This is a genomic window from Niveispirillum sp. FG156 (assembly GCF_057809555.1).
This window is the reverse complement of sequence record NZ_JBMDKE010000002.1, coordinates 45242-63033: the sequence shown is the minus strand read 5'-3', so window position 1 is coordinate 63033 and position 17792 is coordinate 45242. Positions and strand designations below refer to the sequence as shown.

Genomic DNA, 17792 nt, shown 5'->3' with positions numbered 1-17792 from the left:
CATGCATCTGGACTGCATGGTTGGGATGATAGGAAAGGAAAACCATTACGTCATGCGAGCAAAAGGATATGGACTTGATACAGATCAATATAATGAACGATTAATCGAAATTAGTTAACAAAGACAAACCGGACCAAAAACGTCCAATTACACTTCAAATTAAGCGCCGATATCTTTAATTTTGGAAACACCAAAGAAACAGAAAACCACCCCACCCCCTCAAACCATAAGGCCGGGGGCGGCTTTCGCCGGGTTCCGCCTGTACACAGATTGTCAATCCCGTCACCCCGCCGGCTCCATCTGATCCCCGCGCGGCGGCGGACCTGCGGCCTGCAGCGCCGCCGCCTCCTCATCCGTGAACACACGGGACCTTGTCAGAAAACGCATGCCTTCCGGCCCTTCCAGGGAGAATCCGGCGCCCCGGCCCGGTACGGCATCGATGATAAGCTGCGTATGCTCCCAATATTCGAACTGGGCCGCGCCGATGAACACGCGGGCGCCATGGATATCCCCCAGATAGACATCGCGGCTGCCCACCTTGAACTCCCCGGCTGGGTAACACATGGGCGCCGATCCGTCGCAGCATCCGCCCGACTGGTGGAACATCACCGGCCCGTGCAGGGTGCGCAGCCGATCGATCAGGGTGTCGGCGGTGGGCGTGGACAGAACACGGGGAACCATGGACATCTCCTCCGGGCCATAAACAAAGAAGGCGGGTGACGTTCTTCAACGCCACCCGCTGCCAAGTCGCCTCATATGGGAAGAAAGGCGCTGCTCACTTAAAAGAAGCCCAACGCCTTCGGGCTGTAGCTGACCAGCAGGTTCTTGGTCTGCTGGTAATGATCCAGCATCATCTTGTGCGTTTCACGCCCGATGCCCGACTGCTTGTACCCACCAAACGCCGCATGGGCCGGGTACAGGTGGTAGCAATTGGTCCAGACGCGGCCCGCCTGGATATTGCGGCCAAAGCGATAGGCGCGGCTGCCATCGCGGCTCCAGACACCGGCCCCCAGGCCGTACAGCGTGTCATTGGCAATCGCCAGCGCCTCTTCCTCACCCCGGAACTTGGTGACGGCCAGGACGGGGCCGAAGATTTCCTCCTGAAACACCCGCATCTTGTTATGGCCTTCCAGCACCGTCGGCGTGACATAGTAACCACCGGACAGGTCACCCCCCAGATCGGCACGCCCGCCACCGGTCAGGACCTTGGCCCCCTCGCCCCGCCCGATATCGATATAGGACAGGATCTTTTCCAGCTGATCGTTCGATGCCTGGGCGCCGATCATGGTGCTGGCATCCAGCGGCGAGCCCTGCTTGATCTTCTGGACCCGTGCGATGGCCTTTTCCATGAACCGGTCATAGATACGTTCATCCACCAGGGCGCGCGACGGGCAGGTGCAGACCTCCCCCTGGTTCAGGCCGAACATGGCGAAGCCTTCCAGCGCCTTGTCCAGGAAATCGTCATCTTCCGCCATCACATCGGCGAAGAAGATGTTGGGCGACTTGCCGCCCAGTTCCAGCGTGACGGGGATCAGGTTTTCCGACGCGTACTGCATGATCAGGCGGCCGGTCGTGGTCTCACCGGTGAACGCGATCTTGGAGATGCGCTTGTTGGTGGCCAGCGGCTTGCCCGCCTCGATCCCGAAACCGTTGACGATGTTCAGAACGCCGGCGGGGATCAGATCGCCGACAATGTCCATCAGCACCATGATCGACATCGGCGTCTGTTCGGCAGGCTTCAGCACCACGCAATTGCCGGCGGCAATTGCCGGGGCCAGCTTCCAGGCGGCCATCAGGATGGGGAAATTCCAAGGGATGATCTGACCCACCACGCCCAGCGGCTCATGGAAATGATAGGCGACCGTGTCATGGTCGATCTCTGCCAGGCTGCCTTCCTGGGCGCGCACGCAGGCCGCGAAATAGCGGAAATGGTCGATGGCCAGTGGAATGTCGGCGGCGGTCGTCTCGCGGATCGGCTTGCCATTGTCGATGGTTTCGGCCAGCGCCAGCAGGTCCAGGCGCTGTTCCATGCGGTCGGCAATGCGGTTCAGAACGGCGGCGCGTTCAGCGACGGAGGTGCGGGCCCACTTGTCCTTGGCCTTGTGCGCGGCATCCAGCGCCAGTTCGATATCCTCCGCCGTGGACCGCGCGATCTTGCAGAACACACCGCCGGTGACGGGGGAGATATTGTCGAAATACTGGCCGCGCACGGGGGCGACCCATTCGCCACCGATGAAATTGTCATAGAAGGCGCGGATGCCGACGCTGGATTTCAGCTTTTCGATGGCCTGGTGCAACATGGGGGCGTCTCCCTTGGGGATGTCATGAACCCCTGTCGTGGGGCTCGGGATCGACCCCAACCGTGCGCCCCCTGGCCCGTCCGGTAAATTAGACTTTGTGTGAAGAAACCCGTCCCGGATGGGTTGCCCCGACACCTTGGTGCAATTGCGCAAAGGGATTGGCCTTGGCTTCTTTGAGGTGAAATTCACCCGTAAAACCAAGGTGTTCCGACAATGATGACGCGCCCGTACATTCTGGCCGCCGCCCTGGCCGCACAGGTCCTGATCGCCGCCACGTCAGAGGCCGCAACGCATGAGGTGAAGATGCTCAACCAGGGGCCGGGCGGCGCCACCATGGTGTTCGAACCCGCCATGCTGACCATCGCGCCCGGCGATACGGTGCGCTTCATCCCCACCGATAAAAGCCATAATGCCGAAGCCATCAAGGGCATGCTGCCCGAGGGCGTGGAACCGTTCACCGGCAAGATGAACGAGGAGATCACAGTGACCTTCGACCAGCCCGGCCTCTACGGCTTCAAATGCAAGCCGCATTACGCCATGGGCATGGTCGGCGTCATCGTCGTGGGCGACCCGGTGAATGTCGAACAGGCAAAAGCCGTGAACCATCCCGGCAAGGCCAAGGAATTGCTGCTGGGCCTGATGGCAAAGCTGCGGGGGTGATGGGCGTGGTTACCTTGCGCGAGCGTGGTTCCCTCACCCTCCCGAACGCTAACGCGTCCGGGCCCCTCCCTCTCCCACCTTCGTGGGCGAGGGGTGGAAAAGGGGCATTGCCCCTGATTTCGCCCCTCGCCCGCCTGCGGGAGAGGGAGGGGCCCATCGCTGTCAAGCGATGGGAGGGTGAGGGAACCACGTTGAAGGTAAGGCAACGACCTACTGCGCCGCCGCCCGCGCCGATACCTGCGGCGTGCTGGGGGCCGGTGCGAAATTAACCTTGCTGGCCAGGATCACGGCCTGGGTGCGGCTGAATACCCGCATCTTTTGCAGGATGGCGGAGACATGGGCCTTCACAGTCGTCTCCGTCACGTCCAGCTCGTACGCGATTTCCTTATTCAGGCGACCGGCAACCACCAGCTCCAACACCCTGCGTTGCTGGGGCGTCAGGGTATCGATGCGGCGGATGATCTCCTGATCCTCGCCCGACGGGGCCGGGACCGGCGCATCCTCCAGACCTTCGGGCACATAGACATCGCCGCCCAACACCTGATGCAGGGCCTTGGCGATCATGCCGCGCGCCAGCGATTTCGGCACAAAACCCGCCGCCCCATGGCGCAGCGCCTCGTTCACCAGTTGCCGGTCACAGGCCGCCGACACCATGACCACCGGCAATGCCGGATAGCGGGCGCGCAGCGAGGCGAGGCCCGCAAAGCCGTTATTGCCCGGCATGTTCAGGTCCAGCAGGACCAGATCGAAATCGCCCTCGCGGTCGATGATGCGGATCACCTCGTCCAGGTCGGACGCCTCGAACAGCTCGCACCGGTCCAGCGCCACGGCAACAACAGTGCGCAGTCCGTCGCGCACCAGCGGATGATCATCCGCGATCAGAACCTTGCCCATGCCCTTGATCCTCCCCGTCGCCCTGATGGCCGCGCCGAATTGATTGTTTTTCTGGGCGTGATCAGCCTACTCGCGCAGGCGGGGACGGACAATCGCGGGAGCCCCGGTGGGTTACGGTTCTTTAGTATAAGGTCCCCCTGCCCCATCAGAAACAAAGGGGCCGCTCCCTTGCGGAAGCGGCCCCTCACCTTCCCTATCCCAAATCCAATGGTCACCACTGATGACCATTGGAGGCCGGCGACCGCCGGCCCGCGACCCCATGGTCACGTAAGCCAAGGGCGCGGATGCGCCCGCCCGGCGCTTGAGGGAACAATTGAGATTAAGCCTTGGGCAGCTTAAAGACCCAGAGCGAGCCGCCCTGATTGATATGCTGGATGGACTTCGCCACTTCACCACCCCACAGCGGGACGGCTCCGCCCCAGCCGGACAGGACAGCCACATACTGTTCGCCATCCTGTTCCCAGGTGATGGGGCTGCCCACCACGCCGGAACCGGTGTTGAACTTCCAAACCTCCTTGCCGGTCTGGGCGTCAAAGGCCTTCAGATAGCCTTCCGGCGTGCCGGTGAAGACCAGATTGCCGGCCGTGGTCAGAACGCCACCCCACAGCGGGGCCTTGTTCTTGTATTCCCACTTGGTCTCACCGGTCGCGGGGTCGATGGCGCGCAGCACGCCGATATGATCCTCATACAACGGCTTGATGTTGAAGCCCGCGCCCAGATAGGCGGCACCCTTCTTGTAATTGATGCCCTCGTTCCAGATATCCATGCCCCATTCGTTGGAGGGGACATAGAAGAAGCCGGTATCCTGGCTATAGGCCATGGGCATCCAGTTCTTGCCGCCCAGGAAGGACGGGGCCGCGAAGACCGACTTGCCCTTGGTCTCACCCTGCGCCGCCTCGACCGGATTACCAGGACGGTTGGCCGGGTCATAGATCGGGCGGCCCTTCTTGTCGAAGCCCTTGGCCCAGGTGATCTTCGACACGAACGGCGTGGCGGAGATGAACTTGCCGTTGGTGCGGTCCAGCACGAAGAAGAAGCCATTGCGGTCCGCCTTGGCGCCGGCCTTGATGACCTTGCCATCCTTCTTCAGGTCGAAGGGAATGAACTCGTTCACCCCGTCGAAATCCCAGCCATCATGCGGCGTGGTCTGGAAGTGCCATTTGATCTCACCCGTATTCGGATCGATGGCCAGAGTGGAGGAGGTGTAGAGGTTATCGCCGGGCCGCAGATGGCTGTTCCACGGGGCGGGGTTGCCGGTGCCCATATAGATTAGCTTGGTTTCCGGATCATAGGTGCCGCCCAGCCAGGTGGCCCCGCCGCCCTGCTTCCACATGTCGCCCGGCCAGGAGGCATTCTGCTTGCCGGTGACGGTGCTATCCTTGCCATTCATCTGGCCCATATGGCCCTCGATGGTGGGGCGGGACCAGATCAGTTCGCCCGTCTTGGCGTCGCGCGCCTCCACCTTGCCGATGATGCCGAATTCACCGCCGGAATTGCCGGTGATGATCTTGCCATCCACGATCATCGGGGCGGCGGTATAGGAATAACCCGCCTCGTATTCGGCCATCTTCTTGGACCAGACGACCTTGCCCGTGTCCTTGTTCAGCGCCACCAGCTTGGCGTCCAGCGTTCCGAAATAGACCATGTCGCCATAGATCGCGGCACCGCGGTTGACCACATCGCAGCACGGCATGATGCCTTCGGGCAGGCGGGCATCATACTGCCACTTCTCCTCGCCCGTGCGGGCGTCGACGGCCCACAGGCGGCTGTAGGAGCCGGTGACATAGATGGTGCCGTCATGGACGATGGGCTGTGCCTCCTGCCCGCGCTGCTTCTCCCCACCAAAGGAGAAGGAGAAGGCGGGCACCAGCTTCGACACGTTTTCTGTGTTCAGCGTCTTCAGCGGGCTGTAGCGCTGCGCCTGGGGGCCCATGCCATAGGTCAGCACGTCGCCGGTTGTGGCGGCGTCGTTCATCAGGTCGGCGTCGGTAGGACCGGCGGCGAAGGTCGGCGTGGCGGCGGCCAGGCCCAGCACGGCGCAGGTTGCCAGCAGAATGCGCTTCATGGCGTCTTGTCTCCCTGTAAAGGGCCGGGGCGGCGGCACGATGCCCGGCCCGGCTTCCGGCGAAATCCGCCCGCAAGCCACCGGTCGCCGCAGCCGGGGAAGCGGCCGCGACGGTGACGGATTTTCAAAGGCTTGGGATACGGATTGGTTTCAACGACGAGACCCAAGGTAACCCCGCCCGGCAAGGGGCAAAATTGAACCTTGGTATCAGCGGAGCTATTTCATTTTATTGAAAAAACTAGCATATATTCTATTACATAGATCAAAATCTGAACGAGCGCCTATGGCAGCCTCCGAACTTCCCTTGAATGACGGCGCAACTGAGGAGGAAGCCACCACTGAGGTGAAACTCAGCACGCCCGTCGCGGAATATCTGGAAAAGTCGATCACCGACAGCCTGAAACGAGAAATTGATCAGGAAGAGAATGTGGTCCGAAGCCTGCCTTTTTTTGCGACATCGATTGGCGTCCTGTTGGCATCACTTGGTTTCGTGAAACCATCACTAGACAAGCTGACCAACGGGCCACTGCTATGGGCGGCCTATGGTCTTGCCATCTTGATGCTGACGGCCATCAGCATCACGACCTACTATCTTTTTCAGGCCACAAAGCGGCGGCAACAATACCTGCCGATGATGGAAACCGCACAGATCGGATATGCACAGGAGTTGATAAGTTACCACAGAAGCCAGCATGAAGCCGGCGTTCATAAAACCGATGAAGTACGCGACAAAGCGGTCGTGCTTGACCTTCGGACCACACAGGCCAATCAGTTGGCGGTCTATGCAGAATCGTTGCGAGCCGTAAATCTGACACGCCTGTCCATGCGCACCCGAATGTTTCGCGTACTTTGCTTCGCTATCATAGTCGGCTTGGCGCAAGTGTTGTATATTCTTATTCTGACACACGAGCCGGTAGGGAGGCATGATGTCCAAGCCGATTCAAAAGAACCCGCAAGGTCAGACGGTAAGTCTGCAAAAGCCCCCCCTCCCCCGGACATGAGGGTGGTGGAGAGCGGACCCTGGGGCGTGAAGGAAGTGGGGCGGATCAGCGCTCGGGACGCACTGCGGAATCTCCGCAACCAGCAGACAAAAACGAGCAGCCAGCAATGAATGCGGTTGGCACAGCGGGAACCGATGATCCGTCACGGAGTGGATTGACAAAAAATGAGTAAGCCTGCCTCGCCACCCCCTCCGCTGTCGGCACCGAAGCCAACTTCCGGCTCTCGCTGATCGTTGGCGCGGCGGGCCTCACCCGCCCGGCGGTGCGTGCGTAATACCATAGGCGGCGAACATGCCGGCGATGGTGCCATCCGCCATCAGGCCGGCGATCACATCTTCCAGCTTGTAACCAAGGTCGCGGCTATCGGTTTTCACAGCGATGCCGATGTCCCAGCCCTGTTTGGCCAGGCCCGGAAACGGTCCCCGCCGCACCACCAGTTTGCGGCCCGACGCCTTCTGACCCAGTTCCACCTGGGCCAGTGTCGCCATCGCGGCCCCTGCCTGTCCCGTGATCAGGTCGGCCATGGCCGCCGCCGCCGACAGATGATGCACGACATCGCCGCGCAGCCGCCCGCCGAACGCCCCGGTCAGATAGAAATCAGGCACGCTGTCCGTCTCCACGGCGATGCTGCTGCCCGCCATATCGGCCATTGATCCCTGGCAATCGGTGCGCGCCGGGTCGCAGGCCAGCGCGAAGCTTTCGCGGTGATACGGCCCCGTCAGCACCGCCATGTCATTGCGCAGGCCGAATTCCCGGTCATAGGGGACGTGCATCATCAGGTCGGCCACCGGTTCACCCAGGATGGAGCCTTTCCAGACGGCATTGCGCAGATCGTCATCCATATTCTCGTCGGCGGTCAGCTCCATGAATTCCGGCTTCACGCCCAGCCTGTCCGCCAGCGCCCGGCCCAGATCGACATCAATCCCGACCAGCGCCCCTTCTCGCCGCCAGGACCAGGGCGGGTTATCGCGATAGACCGCGATGCGCAGCGTGCCCTTCTGCATCACCTTGTCCAGCGGAGCTGCGGCGGCAAAACGCGAAAACCCCACCGCAAGCGGCAGGGTCGCGACCATGGCCAGCAATTGGCGACGGTTCATGGGCGGGTTCCTTGTGTTTGTTCCATCTTGGGGATGTCGCTCCCTCACCCTCCCAAACCTTCCGGCTTGAGCCCCTCCCTCTCCCGCCACGCGAGGGGTAAAGTTTTGCCCCTCGCCCACGAACGTGGGAGAGGGAGGGGCCTGGCGGCGCCAGCCGGTGGGAGGGTGAGGGAGCAAGGCAACCACAAACAATCACTGCGGCACAGTCTCCAGCCAGCTGCGGATGGCCCATCCGGCCTCCTGGCCCAGCACCTCGCCAAAGGCCGGCATATAGACCTTGCCGTCGCGCGCGGCCCCCTTGCGGAACCGTTCGGAGAACCATTCATCGCCGGTATCGCCGGCTTCCAGGAAGCGCAGATCCGGCGCGATACCGCCCGAAATGGCGCCCAGCCCGTGGCAGCGCGCGCAGTTCTGGTTATAGGCCGAGGACCCGATCTCGATGGCGCGCTTGTTCCCGCGATAGGGATTGCTGGCCCGCCAGTCCGGCCCCAGCTTCTCCAGACCCTCGATATTCACCGGCTGCGGGGTAACATCGCCATGCGCCAGCGCCGGCAGGGCAACAGGGGCGGTGAACAGGGCGGCGGCAATCAGGCCGGCGGCGAGGCGGACGGGCGACGGCATGGGCATCATCCTCAGGAAAGCGTTGGAAACAGGGCGTTTCGAATGGTCGCCAGCGTAACGATTTCCCCGCCCTGCCCTAATTGGACTTTGGTGCCACGCCCGTTTCCCCGGCCCGCTGCGGCCCTTGTCCCATGGTCTAATGGCCGCACCGGCGCGGGCCGGGATAGGGTTGCCGGTCAAGGGCCGCCAAGGTCCACCGCCACCGGGAGGATGAAGAATGCGGGCATGTTTGCTGCTGGCGCTGCTTGCCTTGGGCATCGCGGGACCGGCGGGGGCCGGGACGCTGTATGTCTCCAACGAACGCGACAACAGCCTGACCCTGATCGATACCGATACAATGACCGTGAAATCCACGATCAAGGTCGGTGCCCGCCCGCGCGGCATCACCCTGTCCGCCGATGGCAAACAGCTTTATATCTGCGCCAGCGACGATGACACGGTGCAGGTGCTGGACATTGCTACGGGCAAGATCCTGCACAATCTGCCATCGGGCGATGATCCCGAACAATTCGCGCTGGCCCCCGACGGCACCCATCTTTTCATCGCGAACGAGGATGACAATGTCGTCACCGTCGTCGATATCCCCACCCGTTCCGTCGCCTATCAGATCGATGTCGGGGTGGAGCCGGAGGGCATGGCCGTCAGCCCGGATGGCAGATGGGCCGTCAACACGTCCGAAACCACCAATATGGTGCATTGGATCGACACCGGCACCCGGCAGCTTGTGGACAATACGCAGGTCGATGCCCGCCCCCGCCACGCCGAATTCACCGCCGATGGCAAGTCACTGTGGGTTTCCGCCGAAATCGGTGGCACGGTAAAGGTGATCGACGTGGCCAGCCGCCAGGTGAAACAGACCATCGGTTTCGCCGTGAAGGGCGTGCAGGCCGACAAAGTACAGCCCGTGGGCATCAAACTGTCCAGGGATGGCCGGCTGGCCTTCATCGCACTCGGCCCCGCCAACCATGTGGCGGTGGTGGACACGGCCACCTATCAGGTGAAGGCCTATCTGCTGGTGGGCCGCCGTGTCTGGCACATGGCCCTGTCGCCCGATAGCAAGACGCTGTTCACCACCAACGGCGTCTCCAACGATGTCTCGGTCATCGATGTGGAGGGGTTGAAGGTGGTGAAATCCATTCCTGTCGGGCGCTACCCCTGGGGTGCCGTGGTGGTGCCATGAGGGCGGCACTGACGGTTGAACAGCTGGGTTTCAGCTATGGCAAGGGCGGCTTCGCGTTGCGCGGGGTCGCCTTTGCCGTTGAACCGGGCCGCTTCACGGCGCTGCTGGGCGCCAACGGGGCCGGTAAATCCACCCTGATGGGCCTGCTGACCCGGCTGTTCACGCCGGAAATGGGCAGCATCCATATTGGCGGCTATGATCTGCGCCGCCAGCCGGGTGCAGCACTCGCCGCCATGGGTGTGGTGTTTCAGCAGCCGACCCTGGATCTGGACCTGACGGTGCGCCAGAACCTGACCTATGCCGCCGGCCTGCGCGGCCTGTCCGCCCGGCAGACGGCGCCGCGCATCACCGAACTGCTGGACCGGTTCGCGCTGTCCGACCGGGCGAGTGACAAGGTGCGGCTGCTGAATGGCGGCCACCGCCGGCGGGTGGAACTGGCCCGTGCTCTGCTGCACCGCCCGCCCCTGCTGATCCTGGATGAACCGACCGTGGGTCTGGACGCACCGTCGCGCCGCGATCTGGTGGATCATGTGCATCGCCTGTGTGCCGACGATGGCGTCGCCGTCCTCTGGGCCACGCATCTGTTTGATGAGGTGCGGGACGGCGACGATGTCGTGCTGCTGCATCGCGGCCAGGTGCGCGCCACGGGCGGCGTCCCAGACCTTCTGTCCCGCACTGGTGCCGGCACGCTGGGGGAAGCGTTCGGGACCCTGACCCGACCGGAGGGAACGCCATGATGACTTACCTGCGCGCCTTGAAGGCTGTCATCTGGCGGGAAATGTTGCGTTTCCTGCATCAACGCGAACGGTTCATCTCCGCCCTTGTCCGCCCCCTGGTCTGGCTGTTCATCTTCGCCGCCGGTTTCCGCGCGGCCCTGGGCATTTCGGTGCAGCCGCCCTACGACACCTACATCACCTATGAGACCTATGTACTGCCCGGCCTTGCCGCCATGGTCCTGTTGTTCAACGGCATGCAAAGCAGCCTGTCCATGGTCTATGACCGGGAAATGGGCAGCATGCGCCTGCTGCTGACGGCCCCCCTGCCACGTGAATTCCTGCTGACGGCGAAGCTGCTGGCCGGCGCCGTGGTGGGGCTGGCGCAGGTTGCGGCCTTCCTGGCCATCGCGGCCCTGACGGGGCTGACGGTGCCGGCGATGGGTTATCTCACCGTCATTCCGGCCCTGCTGCTGGCGGGTCTCATGCTGGGTGCCGTTGGCATGCTGCTGTCCAGCACCATCAGGCAGTTGGAAAACTTCGCCGGCGTGATGAATTTCGTCATCTTCCCTTCCTTCTTCCTATCGTCGGCCCTCTACCCTCTGTGGAAGCTGCGGGAGGGCAGCGAATGGCTCTACCTGCTGGCCCGTTTCAACCCCTTCACCCACGCCGTCGAACTGATCCGCTTTGCCCTTTACGGACAGGTGGATTGGGCGGCGGCGGGATGGGTGGCGGGGGCGACAGTATCCTTCCTCACCCTCTCCTTCTGGGCCTACAACCCCGCCCGTGGCCTGATGCCGCGCAAGGCCGGGGGTAGTGAGGGATAAGGTTCGACCCTCACTACCCCGAAAGGCGGGCGAGGCGCGAAAACTTCTTCCCTCGCCCACAAAGGTGGGAGAGGGAGGGGCCCGTTGGCGCCAGCCAACGGGAGGGTGAGGGCAAGCCCGCCCATAAAACAAAACAAGCCGCCCGGCTTTCACCGGGCGGCCACAAAGCTCAGCAGGATCAGAAGAACATGATGGCGCCCAGCGCGATCGTGTCGGAGGAGGCCTTGTTGGGGCCCTGTGCCTCTGCCTTGGTGTTGATATATTCACCCACCAGCGTGACCCAGTCGGTCAGGCCGTAATGGACCGTGCCTACCCAGGACTTGTTGGTGTCCAGCAGGGTCGGGTTCACCTCCCCCTTGGCCAGATCCAGATGGCTTTCACCATAGGAGGCGGCCAGCGTCAGCTTGTCGATGACATAGCTGCCCTGGATATAGAAGCCGTCGCTGTCACGCTTGTTGCCGCGCGCATCGGCGGACAGGATGAACAGGCCCGTGGTCCCAATCCCTTCGCCAGTATAGTAGTAGCCCAGCAGGCTGGCATTCCCGAACCCGACCTTGGCCCCGACATCATAGCCGGTGCCCTTGTAGTCCGGCCCGCCGGCAACCGCCGGGTCATGGTCCTGGGTCAGCAGGCCCGCCCATAGCTTGGTGGTCACGGCCCCCGCCTTGCCTTCATACGAGGCCTTGGCCTGGAAGCCGGGCGTATCGTTCAGCTCGTTCTGGCCGGCGGTGGCCAGCGGCTGGAAGATGCCCGCCGACAGCTTGAAGCCGTTCATGTCCGGCGTAGTGTAGGTGATCTGCGGCTGGAAATCGGTATAGATGTAACCCAGCCCGATACGGCCCAGCGAGGTGTTGGACGGGGTGGCATTGCCCGCCGCCGTGCCTACGCCCAGAAGCGTGACATCCGACAGGATGGCATCCGCCCCGAACAACCCGATATCGCGGCCGATCTTGATCTCGCCAAACCCCTTCTTGCCGAAGGTCAGGAAGGTCTGGCGGAAATCGATGCCCGAGGTGGACAAAGCCGTCGGTGACCCGCCGGAATTGGCGCCACCGGCCCAACTGACGCTGTTGATGCCGGGATACATGCCGAAATGGGCACCCACGTCCCAGCCCGCCTGCTGCGTCGTCACATCGAACTTCAGGAAGCCGGGCAGCAGGCCGTTGCGCACCGAACTGGTGTCATTGCCACCGACGCTGGACAGACCACCGACCACATTCTTGGTCGCCCCCGGCTTGTCGGCATTGTCGCTGACATAGAAGCCGTTGACCGAGCCGGAGATTTGCACATTCACGGCCCCGACCTTGAAGCCCACGCCCGTGTCGGCGGCTTCCAGCACCTTGCCGCTGGCTGCTGCGGGGGCGGCCTTCACCTCCTCCGCACGGCGGGCGGACAGGGCCTGGAATTCCTGTTCCGTCAGGATGCCCTTGGCCTTCAGCTGTTTCAGCAGCTCATCCGTTGTATCGGCAGACGCCGATCCCACCAGACCCAGGCCCAGCGCCAGGCCGCACGCACCCAGCCGCAGAACATTGCGCAAACGCATTTCTCCCTCCCACATGATGATTGGACCGCCTTCGCGGACAAGAACTCAGCCCTTCGCGCCGCGAATATTTCCGGCACGTCAGAAAAGTCAGATGATTTGGCGAAGATTTCGCACCGTCACTTTAGGGGTGGGTGATACGTCCCGGTATTGGACGTTGGTTCATTGAACTTTGGGGCCAGAAAATGCCCCATCCTTCCTTGGTCTAATATGGCCCCTCCTGCCGGGGCCGTAGCATGGAGACCAATGAGAATGACTTCCCCGGGAGGAAGCGATGGCCATCAATGTCTGCCGCCGGACCTTCCTGGCGGGTGCCGCGTCGCTGACGGTCTTGCCCGCAGGCGCGGCCCCGGCATCGTCGGTGCGCCTGGGCCTGCTGCCCTTCGGCACGGTGCAGTGGGAAATGGCGACGGCCAGCGCCAGGGGGCTGGACCGGGCTGCCGGCCTGTCGCTGTCGGTGCAGGAATTGGCCGGCACGCAGGCGACACAGGTGGCCCTGCTGGGCGGTGGCGTCGATATCATCGCATCCGATTGGCTGTGGGTGGCGCGGCAGCGGGCGGCGGGCATCGACCTGTCCTTCATCCCCTATTCCTGTGCCGTCGGCGCCATCATCGTGCCGGCTGACAGCACCATCCGGACCACCGCCGATCTGGCCGGCAAACGCATCGGCGTTGCCGGCGGCCCGGTGGACAAGGGCTGGCTGCTGCTGCGCGCGCAAACCGCACAGCGACATGGCATCGATCTGGCAGAGGCGGCCAACCCGATCTTCGCGGCCCCGCCGCTTCTGTCGCAGCAGCTGCAATCCGGTCGCCTGGATGCCATCCTCACCTACTGGCATTACGCGGCCCGGCTGGAGGCGGTGGGGATGCGCCAGCTGGCGGGTGTGGCCGATCTGGCGCGCGATCTGGGGCTGGCCACCGAAGTGCCGACCCTGGGCTATGTCTTCCGCGCCGATTGGGCCGCCCGCAACCACGCCACCCTGACCGCCTTCACGACGATGACGCGGCAGGCCAAGGATGTCCTGGCCCGCGATGATGATGCCTGGACCGCCATCCGCCCCCTGCTGGGTGCCGATGACGACACGACCGCCCGGCACCTGCGCGACCGCTTCCGACAGGGCATCCCCCAGCGCTGGACAGAGGCGGAACGCGCCGACGCCGCCCGTCTGTTCACGCTGTTGGCAGGCCTGGGCGGACGGGATCTGGTGGGCGATGCGTCGGCCATTCCCGACGGCACCTTCTGGCCGGTTTCGTGGGGGTAAAGGGCGTGGCGCGGGCGGGCCTTTCCATCCTTCTGATCCTGCTGCTCTGGCAGGGGGCGGCATTGGCCGTCGCCGGCCCCACACTGCCCGGCCCCGCCATGGTCGCGGCGGCACTGCTGCGGGAGGCGGCGTCGGGGCAGCTCTGGCTGCATCTGGGCGTCACCCTGGCCCGCGTCGCCGCCGCCTTCACCCTGGCCCTGTCCATCGGCACCGCCATCGGCATCGCCATGGGCCGATCGCCGCTGCTGGATGGTCTGCTGGGTCCCTGGCTGACCCTGGCCCTGAACGTCCCGGCCCTGGTGGTGATCGTCCTGGCCTATCTCTGGTTCGGATTGACGGAGGCGGCGGCCATCGCCGCCGTGGCTGTGAACAAGGTACCGAACGTGGTGGTGCAGGTGCGGGCCGGCGCCCGCGCGCTGGACCCCGCCTTGTCGCGCATGGCCGCCGCCTACCGCTTCACCCGCACGGATCGGCTGCGCCATCTGCTGCTGCCGCACCTGTCGCCCTACCTGTTCGCGGCGGCGCGCAACGGCCTGTCGCTGGTCTGGAAGATCGTGCTGGTGGTGGAACTGCTGGGGCGCGGCAATGGCGTGGGGTTCAAGATCCATCTGGCCTTTCAGATGTTCGATGTCGCCACCCTGCTGGCCTATGCCCTGGCCTTCGTACTGGTGGCGCAGGTGATCGAAATGGCGATGATGGCGCCCCTGGAACGGCGCGCCGGCCGCTGGCGGGGGTCCCATGGCTGAACCGCTGCTGCGCCTGACGGTGGATGAGAAGCGCTTTGCCGGCACGCCCGTTCTGGCCGGGCTGGACCTTGATGTCACCCCCGGTGAAGTCCTGGCACTGGTGGGGCCCAGCGGCTGTGGCAAAAGCACGGCCCTGATGCTGGCCGCCGGGCTGGATCGGGATTTCGTGGGCACAGCCGTGCCCGCCCCCGGCCTGCGCATCGTTCCGCATTTCCAGGAACCCAACCTGCTGCCCTGGCGCAGCCTGTCCGACAATGTCGACATGGCCCTGCCACCGGCGCAGCGGGGGCGGGGGCAGGCCCGGCGCTGGCTGGACGCCGTGGAGTTGCCGCGCGACAGCCATGGACAGTTCCCGTCACAGGTCAGCCTGGGCATGCAGCGCCGCGCGGCGCTTGCCCGCACCCTGGCCGCCGATGGCGACCTGCTGCTGCTGGATGAACCGCTGGTATCGCTGGATACCGCCCTGGCCGACCGGCTGCGGGTTCTGCTGCTGCGCCGGATGGTGGAACGGCAGGGGTTGGCCCTGCTGCTGGTCACCCATGACCTGACGGAGGCGGCGATGATGGCCGACCGTATCCTGGTCCTGGCCGGTCATCCGGCCAGCGTGGTGGCGCGCATCCACCCGCCCGGCCCCCGTGGTCAGCGGCATGGCGAACAGGTGGGCGCGACGATCCGGCATATCCAGGCCGCCCAATCTTCGACTATATCCCCCGATGAAGCAGCGGCGGCCCCCCATCCGTCCGCGCCGGAAAAGGTTTCGAGATGACGCAGCGTTCCCTGCCCGCCCGCCTGTCCCGCCCCCTATGCGCCGCCCTGGCCCTGTTCGCGGGCCTGCCGGCACTGGCCGCCGATGACAATCAGGTGGCGGAGATTGTGGTGACGGGCCGGCGCGACGGGGTGCCCGCCTATGAACGCGCCTACGGCCCCACCATCATCGACGCCGCCGCCCTTGCCACCGCACCACAGCGGCGGTTGGACGAGGCATTGCGCGCCGTGCCCGGCTTCGGCCTGTTCCGGCGGTCGGGATCGCGCACCGCCAACCCCACGGCGCAGGGTGTTTCCTTGCGCGGCATCGGCCCCAACGGGGCGGGCCGCACCCTGGTGCTGGTCGATGGCGTGCCGGTCAATGACCCGTTCGGCGGCTGGGTCTACTGGTCGCGCCTGCCCACATCGTCGGTGGACAGCATCGCCCTGACGCGCGGCGGCGGGGCCGGTCCCTGGGGCAACTCGGCCCTGGCCGGCACCATCCGCATCGACACCAAGCAGCGTGACGGGCTGGACATGGAACTGGCCGGCGGCAGCGACGGCACATTGCTGTCGCAGGCGTCGGTGGGCGGCAGTGCCAATGGCTGGCATATGGGCCTGTCAGGCAGCGCCTTTCGCACCGATGGCGTGAAGCTGGTGGAACCCGCCCGGCGCGGTCCCATCGATATCAAGGCCGACAGCGACGCCTATGCTGTCGATGGTGTCCTGTCCGCCCGCGTCGGCACTATATCCGCCACCGCCAAACTGTCGGGTTTCAAGGAAAGCCGGGGCAACGGCACACCTTACACCAACAATGCCACCGACGCGGTGGAGGGCAGCCTGCGTCTGGTCGGCGATGGGGAGAAGGTCGATTGGGAGGCCGTGGCCTATTGGCGCGACTGGTCCTTTGCCAGCACCTTTTCCGGCGTGAACGCCACCCGCACCGCCGAAACCCCGTCGCTGGACCAGTATGACGTGCCGGCCACGGCCAAGGGTGCCATCGCGCAGATCGGTTTCACCCCCGCCGACGGTTTTGAAACCGATATCGGCGCCGACCTGCGCGAAACCGACGGCAAGACCAAGGAGCGGATGACCTATACCGCCGGTCGCTACACCCGCCTGCGCGATGCGGGCGGTACGCAATCGGTGGCGGGGCTGTTCATTGAACAGGCCTGGACCGGCGTACCGGGCCTGACCGTATCCGCCGGTGGCCGCCTGGATGCCTGGAAGAACAGTGACGGCCACCGTCTGGAAAGCGATATCGCCACCGGTGCCATTCTGCGCAATGACCGCTATGCCACGCGCGACGGCACGGTCGCCAATGGCCGCGCAGGCATCGACTGGCAGGCTGATGACAGCATCGCGCTGCGTGCCGCCGCCTATACCGGCTTCCGCCTGCCCACCTTGAACGAACTGTACCGCCCCTTCCGCGTCGGCAATGACATTACGGAGGCGAACCCAGCCTTGACCCCCGAACGCATGCGCGGGGGTGAGGCGGGCCTGCGCCTGACGCCCGGTCATGGCGTCACGCTGAACGCCACCCTGTTCCATGTCCGCCTGAAAAACGCCGTCGACAATGTTGTGATCCAGACCAGCACCGGCAACAATGCCGAACTGGGCGTGTTCGTCCCGGCGGGCGGCAGTCTGGCGCAGCGCCGGGGCCTGGACCGGGTGACGGTCAAGGGGCTAGAGGCGGATATTGCCTGGCAGGCAACCGACAGCCTGCGCCTGTCCGCCGCCTATCTGTTCAGCGACAGCGAAATCACCGATCCAGGGTCCATGCGGGCGCTGAAGGGCAATCAGCTGGGCCAGTCGCCGCGCCATTCCGGCACGGTGGATGTCACCTGGAACCCCATCGCCACCCTGACCCTGCGTGCCCAGGTCCGCGCCACTGGCAAACAGTTCGAAGACAGCCGCAACCTCGGCACGCTCGACAGCTACGCCGTGGGTGATCTCTATGCCGGCTGGCGCGTGGATGAGATGCTGGAACTCTATGCCACCGCAGAGAATGTCACCGGCGCGCGGGTCGAAACAGGCCGCCGCAGCGACGGCCTAACCAATGTCGGGCCGGAGCAGCAATGGCTGGCGGGGCTGCGGGTGCGTTTGTAGGGCGAGTTTGTAGCGCGGATTAGGCGTCAGCCGT

16 protein-coding genes are annotated in these 17792 nt (G+C 64.3%); 9 read left to right on the top strand and 7 right to left on the bottom strand.

Translation table 11 applies throughout. The features are described 5' to 3' along the window. Positions 1-282: 282 nt before the first annotated feature. A complete protein-coding gene (locus tag ACODSP_RS01535) occupies positions 283-681 on the bottom strand; it encodes a DUF779 domain-containing protein (RefSeq protein WP_488963871.1) in 399 nt (132 codons plus the stop codon). 98 nt (positions 682-779) lie between these two features. Continuing rightward, positions 780-2300, bottom strand: a complete 1521-nt coding sequence (adh, locus tag ACODSP_RS01530; protein WP_488963870.1) for an aldehyde dehydrogenase — start codon at positions 2298-2300, stop codon at positions 780-782. 213 nt (positions 2301-2513) lie between these two features. On the opposite strand from adh, the gene ACODSP_RS01525 reads away from it, so the two are divergent. Continuing rightward, positions 2514-2960, top strand: coding sequence for a pseudoazurin (locus ACODSP_RS01525; RefSeq protein ID WP_488963869.1), 447 nt, complete (start codon positions 2514-2516; stop codon positions 2958-2960). Between the two features lie 210 nt (positions 2961-3170). On the opposite strand, the gene ACODSP_RS01520 is transcribed toward ACODSP_RS01525, so the two are convergent. Continuing rightward, positions 3171-3854 carry a response regulator gene (locus tag ACODSP_RS01520; RefSeq protein WP_488963868.1) on the bottom strand — a complete coding sequence of 228 codons (684 nt, stop codon included), beginning with the start codon at positions 3852-3854 and terminating at the stop codon, positions 3171-3173. A 319-nt stretch (positions 3855-4173) separates the two neighbouring features. Next, entirely contained in the window at positions 4174-5919 is a 1746-nt protein-coding gene (locus ACODSP_RS01515) for a methanol/ethanol family PQQ-dependent dehydrogenase (RefSeq protein WP_488963867.1), read from the bottom strand. Positions 5920-6202: 283 nt separating this feature from the next. Here ACODSP_RS01515 and ACODSP_RS01510 point away from each other — a divergent pair, with 283 nt between their 5' ends. Next, positions 6203-7030: a hypothetical protein gene (locus ACODSP_RS01510; protein WP_488963866.1), complete on the top strand. Its 828-nt coding sequence runs from the start codon at positions 6203-6205 to the stop codon at positions 7028-7030. 138 nt (positions 7031-7168) lie between these two features. On the opposite strand, the gene ACODSP_RS01505 is transcribed toward ACODSP_RS01510, so the two are convergent. Then, a complete protein-coding gene (locus ACODSP_RS01505) occupies positions 7169-8017 on the bottom strand; it encodes a substrate-binding periplasmic protein (protein WP_488963865.1) in 849 nt (282 codons plus the stop codon). Positions 8018-8209: 192 nt separating this feature from the next. Further along, complete coding sequence (pedF, locus tag ACODSP_RS01500) at positions 8210-8638, bottom strand: cytochrome c-550 PedF (protein WP_488963864.1); 429 nt, start codon at positions 8636-8638, stop codon at positions 8210-8212. Between the two features lie 217 nt (positions 8639-8855). On the opposite strand from pedF, the gene ACODSP_RS01495 reads away from it, so the two are divergent. Genes ACODSP_RS01495 through ACODSP_RS01485 form a run of 3 tightly spaced genes read left to right on the top strand, consistent with a single transcriptional unit; the run spans position 8856 to position 11358 of the window. After that, complete coding sequence (locus ACODSP_RS01495) at positions 8856-9818, top strand: YVTN family beta-propeller repeat protein (RefSeq protein WP_488963863.1); 963 nt, start codon at positions 8856-8858, stop codon at positions 9816-9818. Further along, positions 9815-10555 (top strand): ABC transporter ATP-binding protein, encoded by a 741-nt coding sequence (locus ACODSP_RS01490; protein WP_488963862.1) that lies wholly within the window; start codon positions 9815-9817, stop codon positions 10553-10555. The genes ACODSP_RS01495 and ACODSP_RS01490 overlap by 4 nt, the downstream gene beginning before the upstream one ends. Further along, a complete protein-coding gene (locus tag ACODSP_RS01485) occupies positions 10552-11358 on the top strand; it encodes an ABC transporter permease (RefSeq protein ID WP_488963861.1) in 807 nt (268 codons plus the stop codon). The genes ACODSP_RS01490 and ACODSP_RS01485 overlap by 4 nt, the downstream gene beginning before the upstream one ends. A gap of 178 nt (positions 11359-11536) precedes the next feature. Here ACODSP_RS01485 and ACODSP_RS01480 read toward each other — a convergent pair whose 3' ends face one another. Continuing rightward, positions 11537-12901 (bottom strand): hypothetical protein, encoded by a 1365-nt coding sequence (locus ACODSP_RS01480; protein ID WP_488963860.1) that lies wholly within the window; start codon positions 12899-12901, stop codon positions 11537-11539. A 271-nt stretch (positions 12902-13172) separates the two neighbouring features. On the opposite strand from ACODSP_RS01480, the gene ACODSP_RS01475 reads away from it, so the two are divergent. Genes ACODSP_RS01475 through ACODSP_RS01460 form a run of 4 tightly spaced genes read left to right on the top strand, consistent with a single transcriptional unit; the run spans position 13173 to position 17758 of the window. Beyond that, entirely contained in the window at positions 13173-14159 is a 987-nt protein-coding gene (locus tag ACODSP_RS01475) for an ABC transporter substrate-binding protein (protein WP_488963859.1), read from the top strand. Next, positions 14150-14905, top strand: coding sequence for an ABC transporter permease (locus ACODSP_RS01470; RefSeq protein ID WP_488963858.1), 756 nt, complete (start codon positions 14150-14152; stop codon positions 14903-14905). The genes ACODSP_RS01475 and ACODSP_RS01470 overlap by 10 nt, the downstream gene beginning before the upstream one ends. Next, entirely contained in the window at positions 14898-15671 is a 774-nt protein-coding gene (locus tag ACODSP_RS01465; protein ID WP_488963857.1) for an ATP-binding cassette domain-containing protein, read from the top strand. The genes ACODSP_RS01470 and ACODSP_RS01465 overlap by 8 nt, the downstream gene beginning before the upstream one ends. Then, on the top strand, positions 15668-17758 hold the full coding sequence (locus tag ACODSP_RS01460; RefSeq protein WP_488963856.1) for a TonB-dependent receptor: 2091 nt from the start codon (positions 15668-15670) through the stop codon (positions 17756-17758). The genes ACODSP_RS01465 and ACODSP_RS01460 overlap by 4 nt, the downstream gene beginning before the upstream one ends. The last annotated feature ends 34 nt before the right edge of the window (positions 17759-17792 follow it).

Coding starts and splice junctions, on each gene's coding strand:
- ACODSP_RS01495 (WP_488963863.1), top strand. CDS start 8,856: ATGCGGGCATGTTTGCTGCTGGCGCTGCTTGCCTTGGGCATCGCGGGA.
- adh (WP_488963870.1), bottom strand. CDS start 2,300: ATGTTGCACCAGGCCATCGAAAAGCTGAAATCCAGCGTCGGCATCCGC.
- ACODSP_RS01520 (WP_488963868.1), bottom strand. CDS start 3,854: ATGGGCAAGGTTCTGATCGCGGATGATCATCCGCTGGTGCGCGACGGA.
- ACODSP_RS01535 (WP_488963871.1), bottom strand. CDS start 681: ATGGTTCCCCGTGTTCTGTCCACGCCCACCGCCGACACCCTGATCGAT.
- ACODSP_RS01475 (WP_488963859.1), top strand. CDS start 13,173: ATGGCCATCAATGTCTGCCGCCGGACCTTCCTGGCGGGTGCCGCGTCG.
- ACODSP_RS01515 (WP_488963867.1), bottom strand. CDS start 5,919: ATGAAGCGCATTCTGCTGGCAACCTGCGCCGTGCTGGGCCTGGCCGCC.
- ACODSP_RS01460 (WP_488963856.1), top strand. CDS start 15,668: ATGACGCAGCGTTCCCTGCCCGCCCGCCTGTCCCGCCCCCTATGCGCC.
- ACODSP_RS01510 (WP_488963866.1), top strand. CDS start 6,203: ATGGCAGCCTCCGAACTTCCCTTGAATGACGGCGCAACTGAGGAGGAA.
- ACODSP_RS01505 (WP_488963865.1), bottom strand. CDS start 8,017: ATGAACCGTCGCCAATTGCTGGCCATGGTCGCGACCCTGCCGCTTGCG.
- ACODSP_RS01525 (WP_488963869.1), top strand. CDS start 2,514: ATGATGACGCGCCCGTACATTCTGGCCGCCGCCCTGGCCGCACAGGTC.
- ACODSP_RS01480 (WP_488963860.1), bottom strand. CDS start 12,901: ATGCGTTTGCGCAATGTTCTGCGGCTGGGTGCGTGCGGCCTGGCGCTG.
- ACODSP_RS01490 (WP_488963862.1), top strand. CDS start 9,815: ATGAGGGCGGCACTGACGGTTGAACAGCTGGGTTTCAGCTATGGCAAG.
- ACODSP_RS01485 (WP_488963861.1), top strand. CDS start 10,552: ATGATGACTTACCTGCGCGCCTTGAAGGCTGTCATCTGGCGGGAAATG.
- ACODSP_RS01465 (WP_488963857.1), top strand. CDS start 14,898: ATGGCTGAACCGCTGCTGCGCCTGACGGTGGATGAGAAGCGCTTTGCC.
- pedF (WP_488963864.1), bottom strand. CDS start 8,638: ATGCCGTCGCCCGTCCGCCTCGCCGCCGGCCTGATTGCCGCCGCCCTG.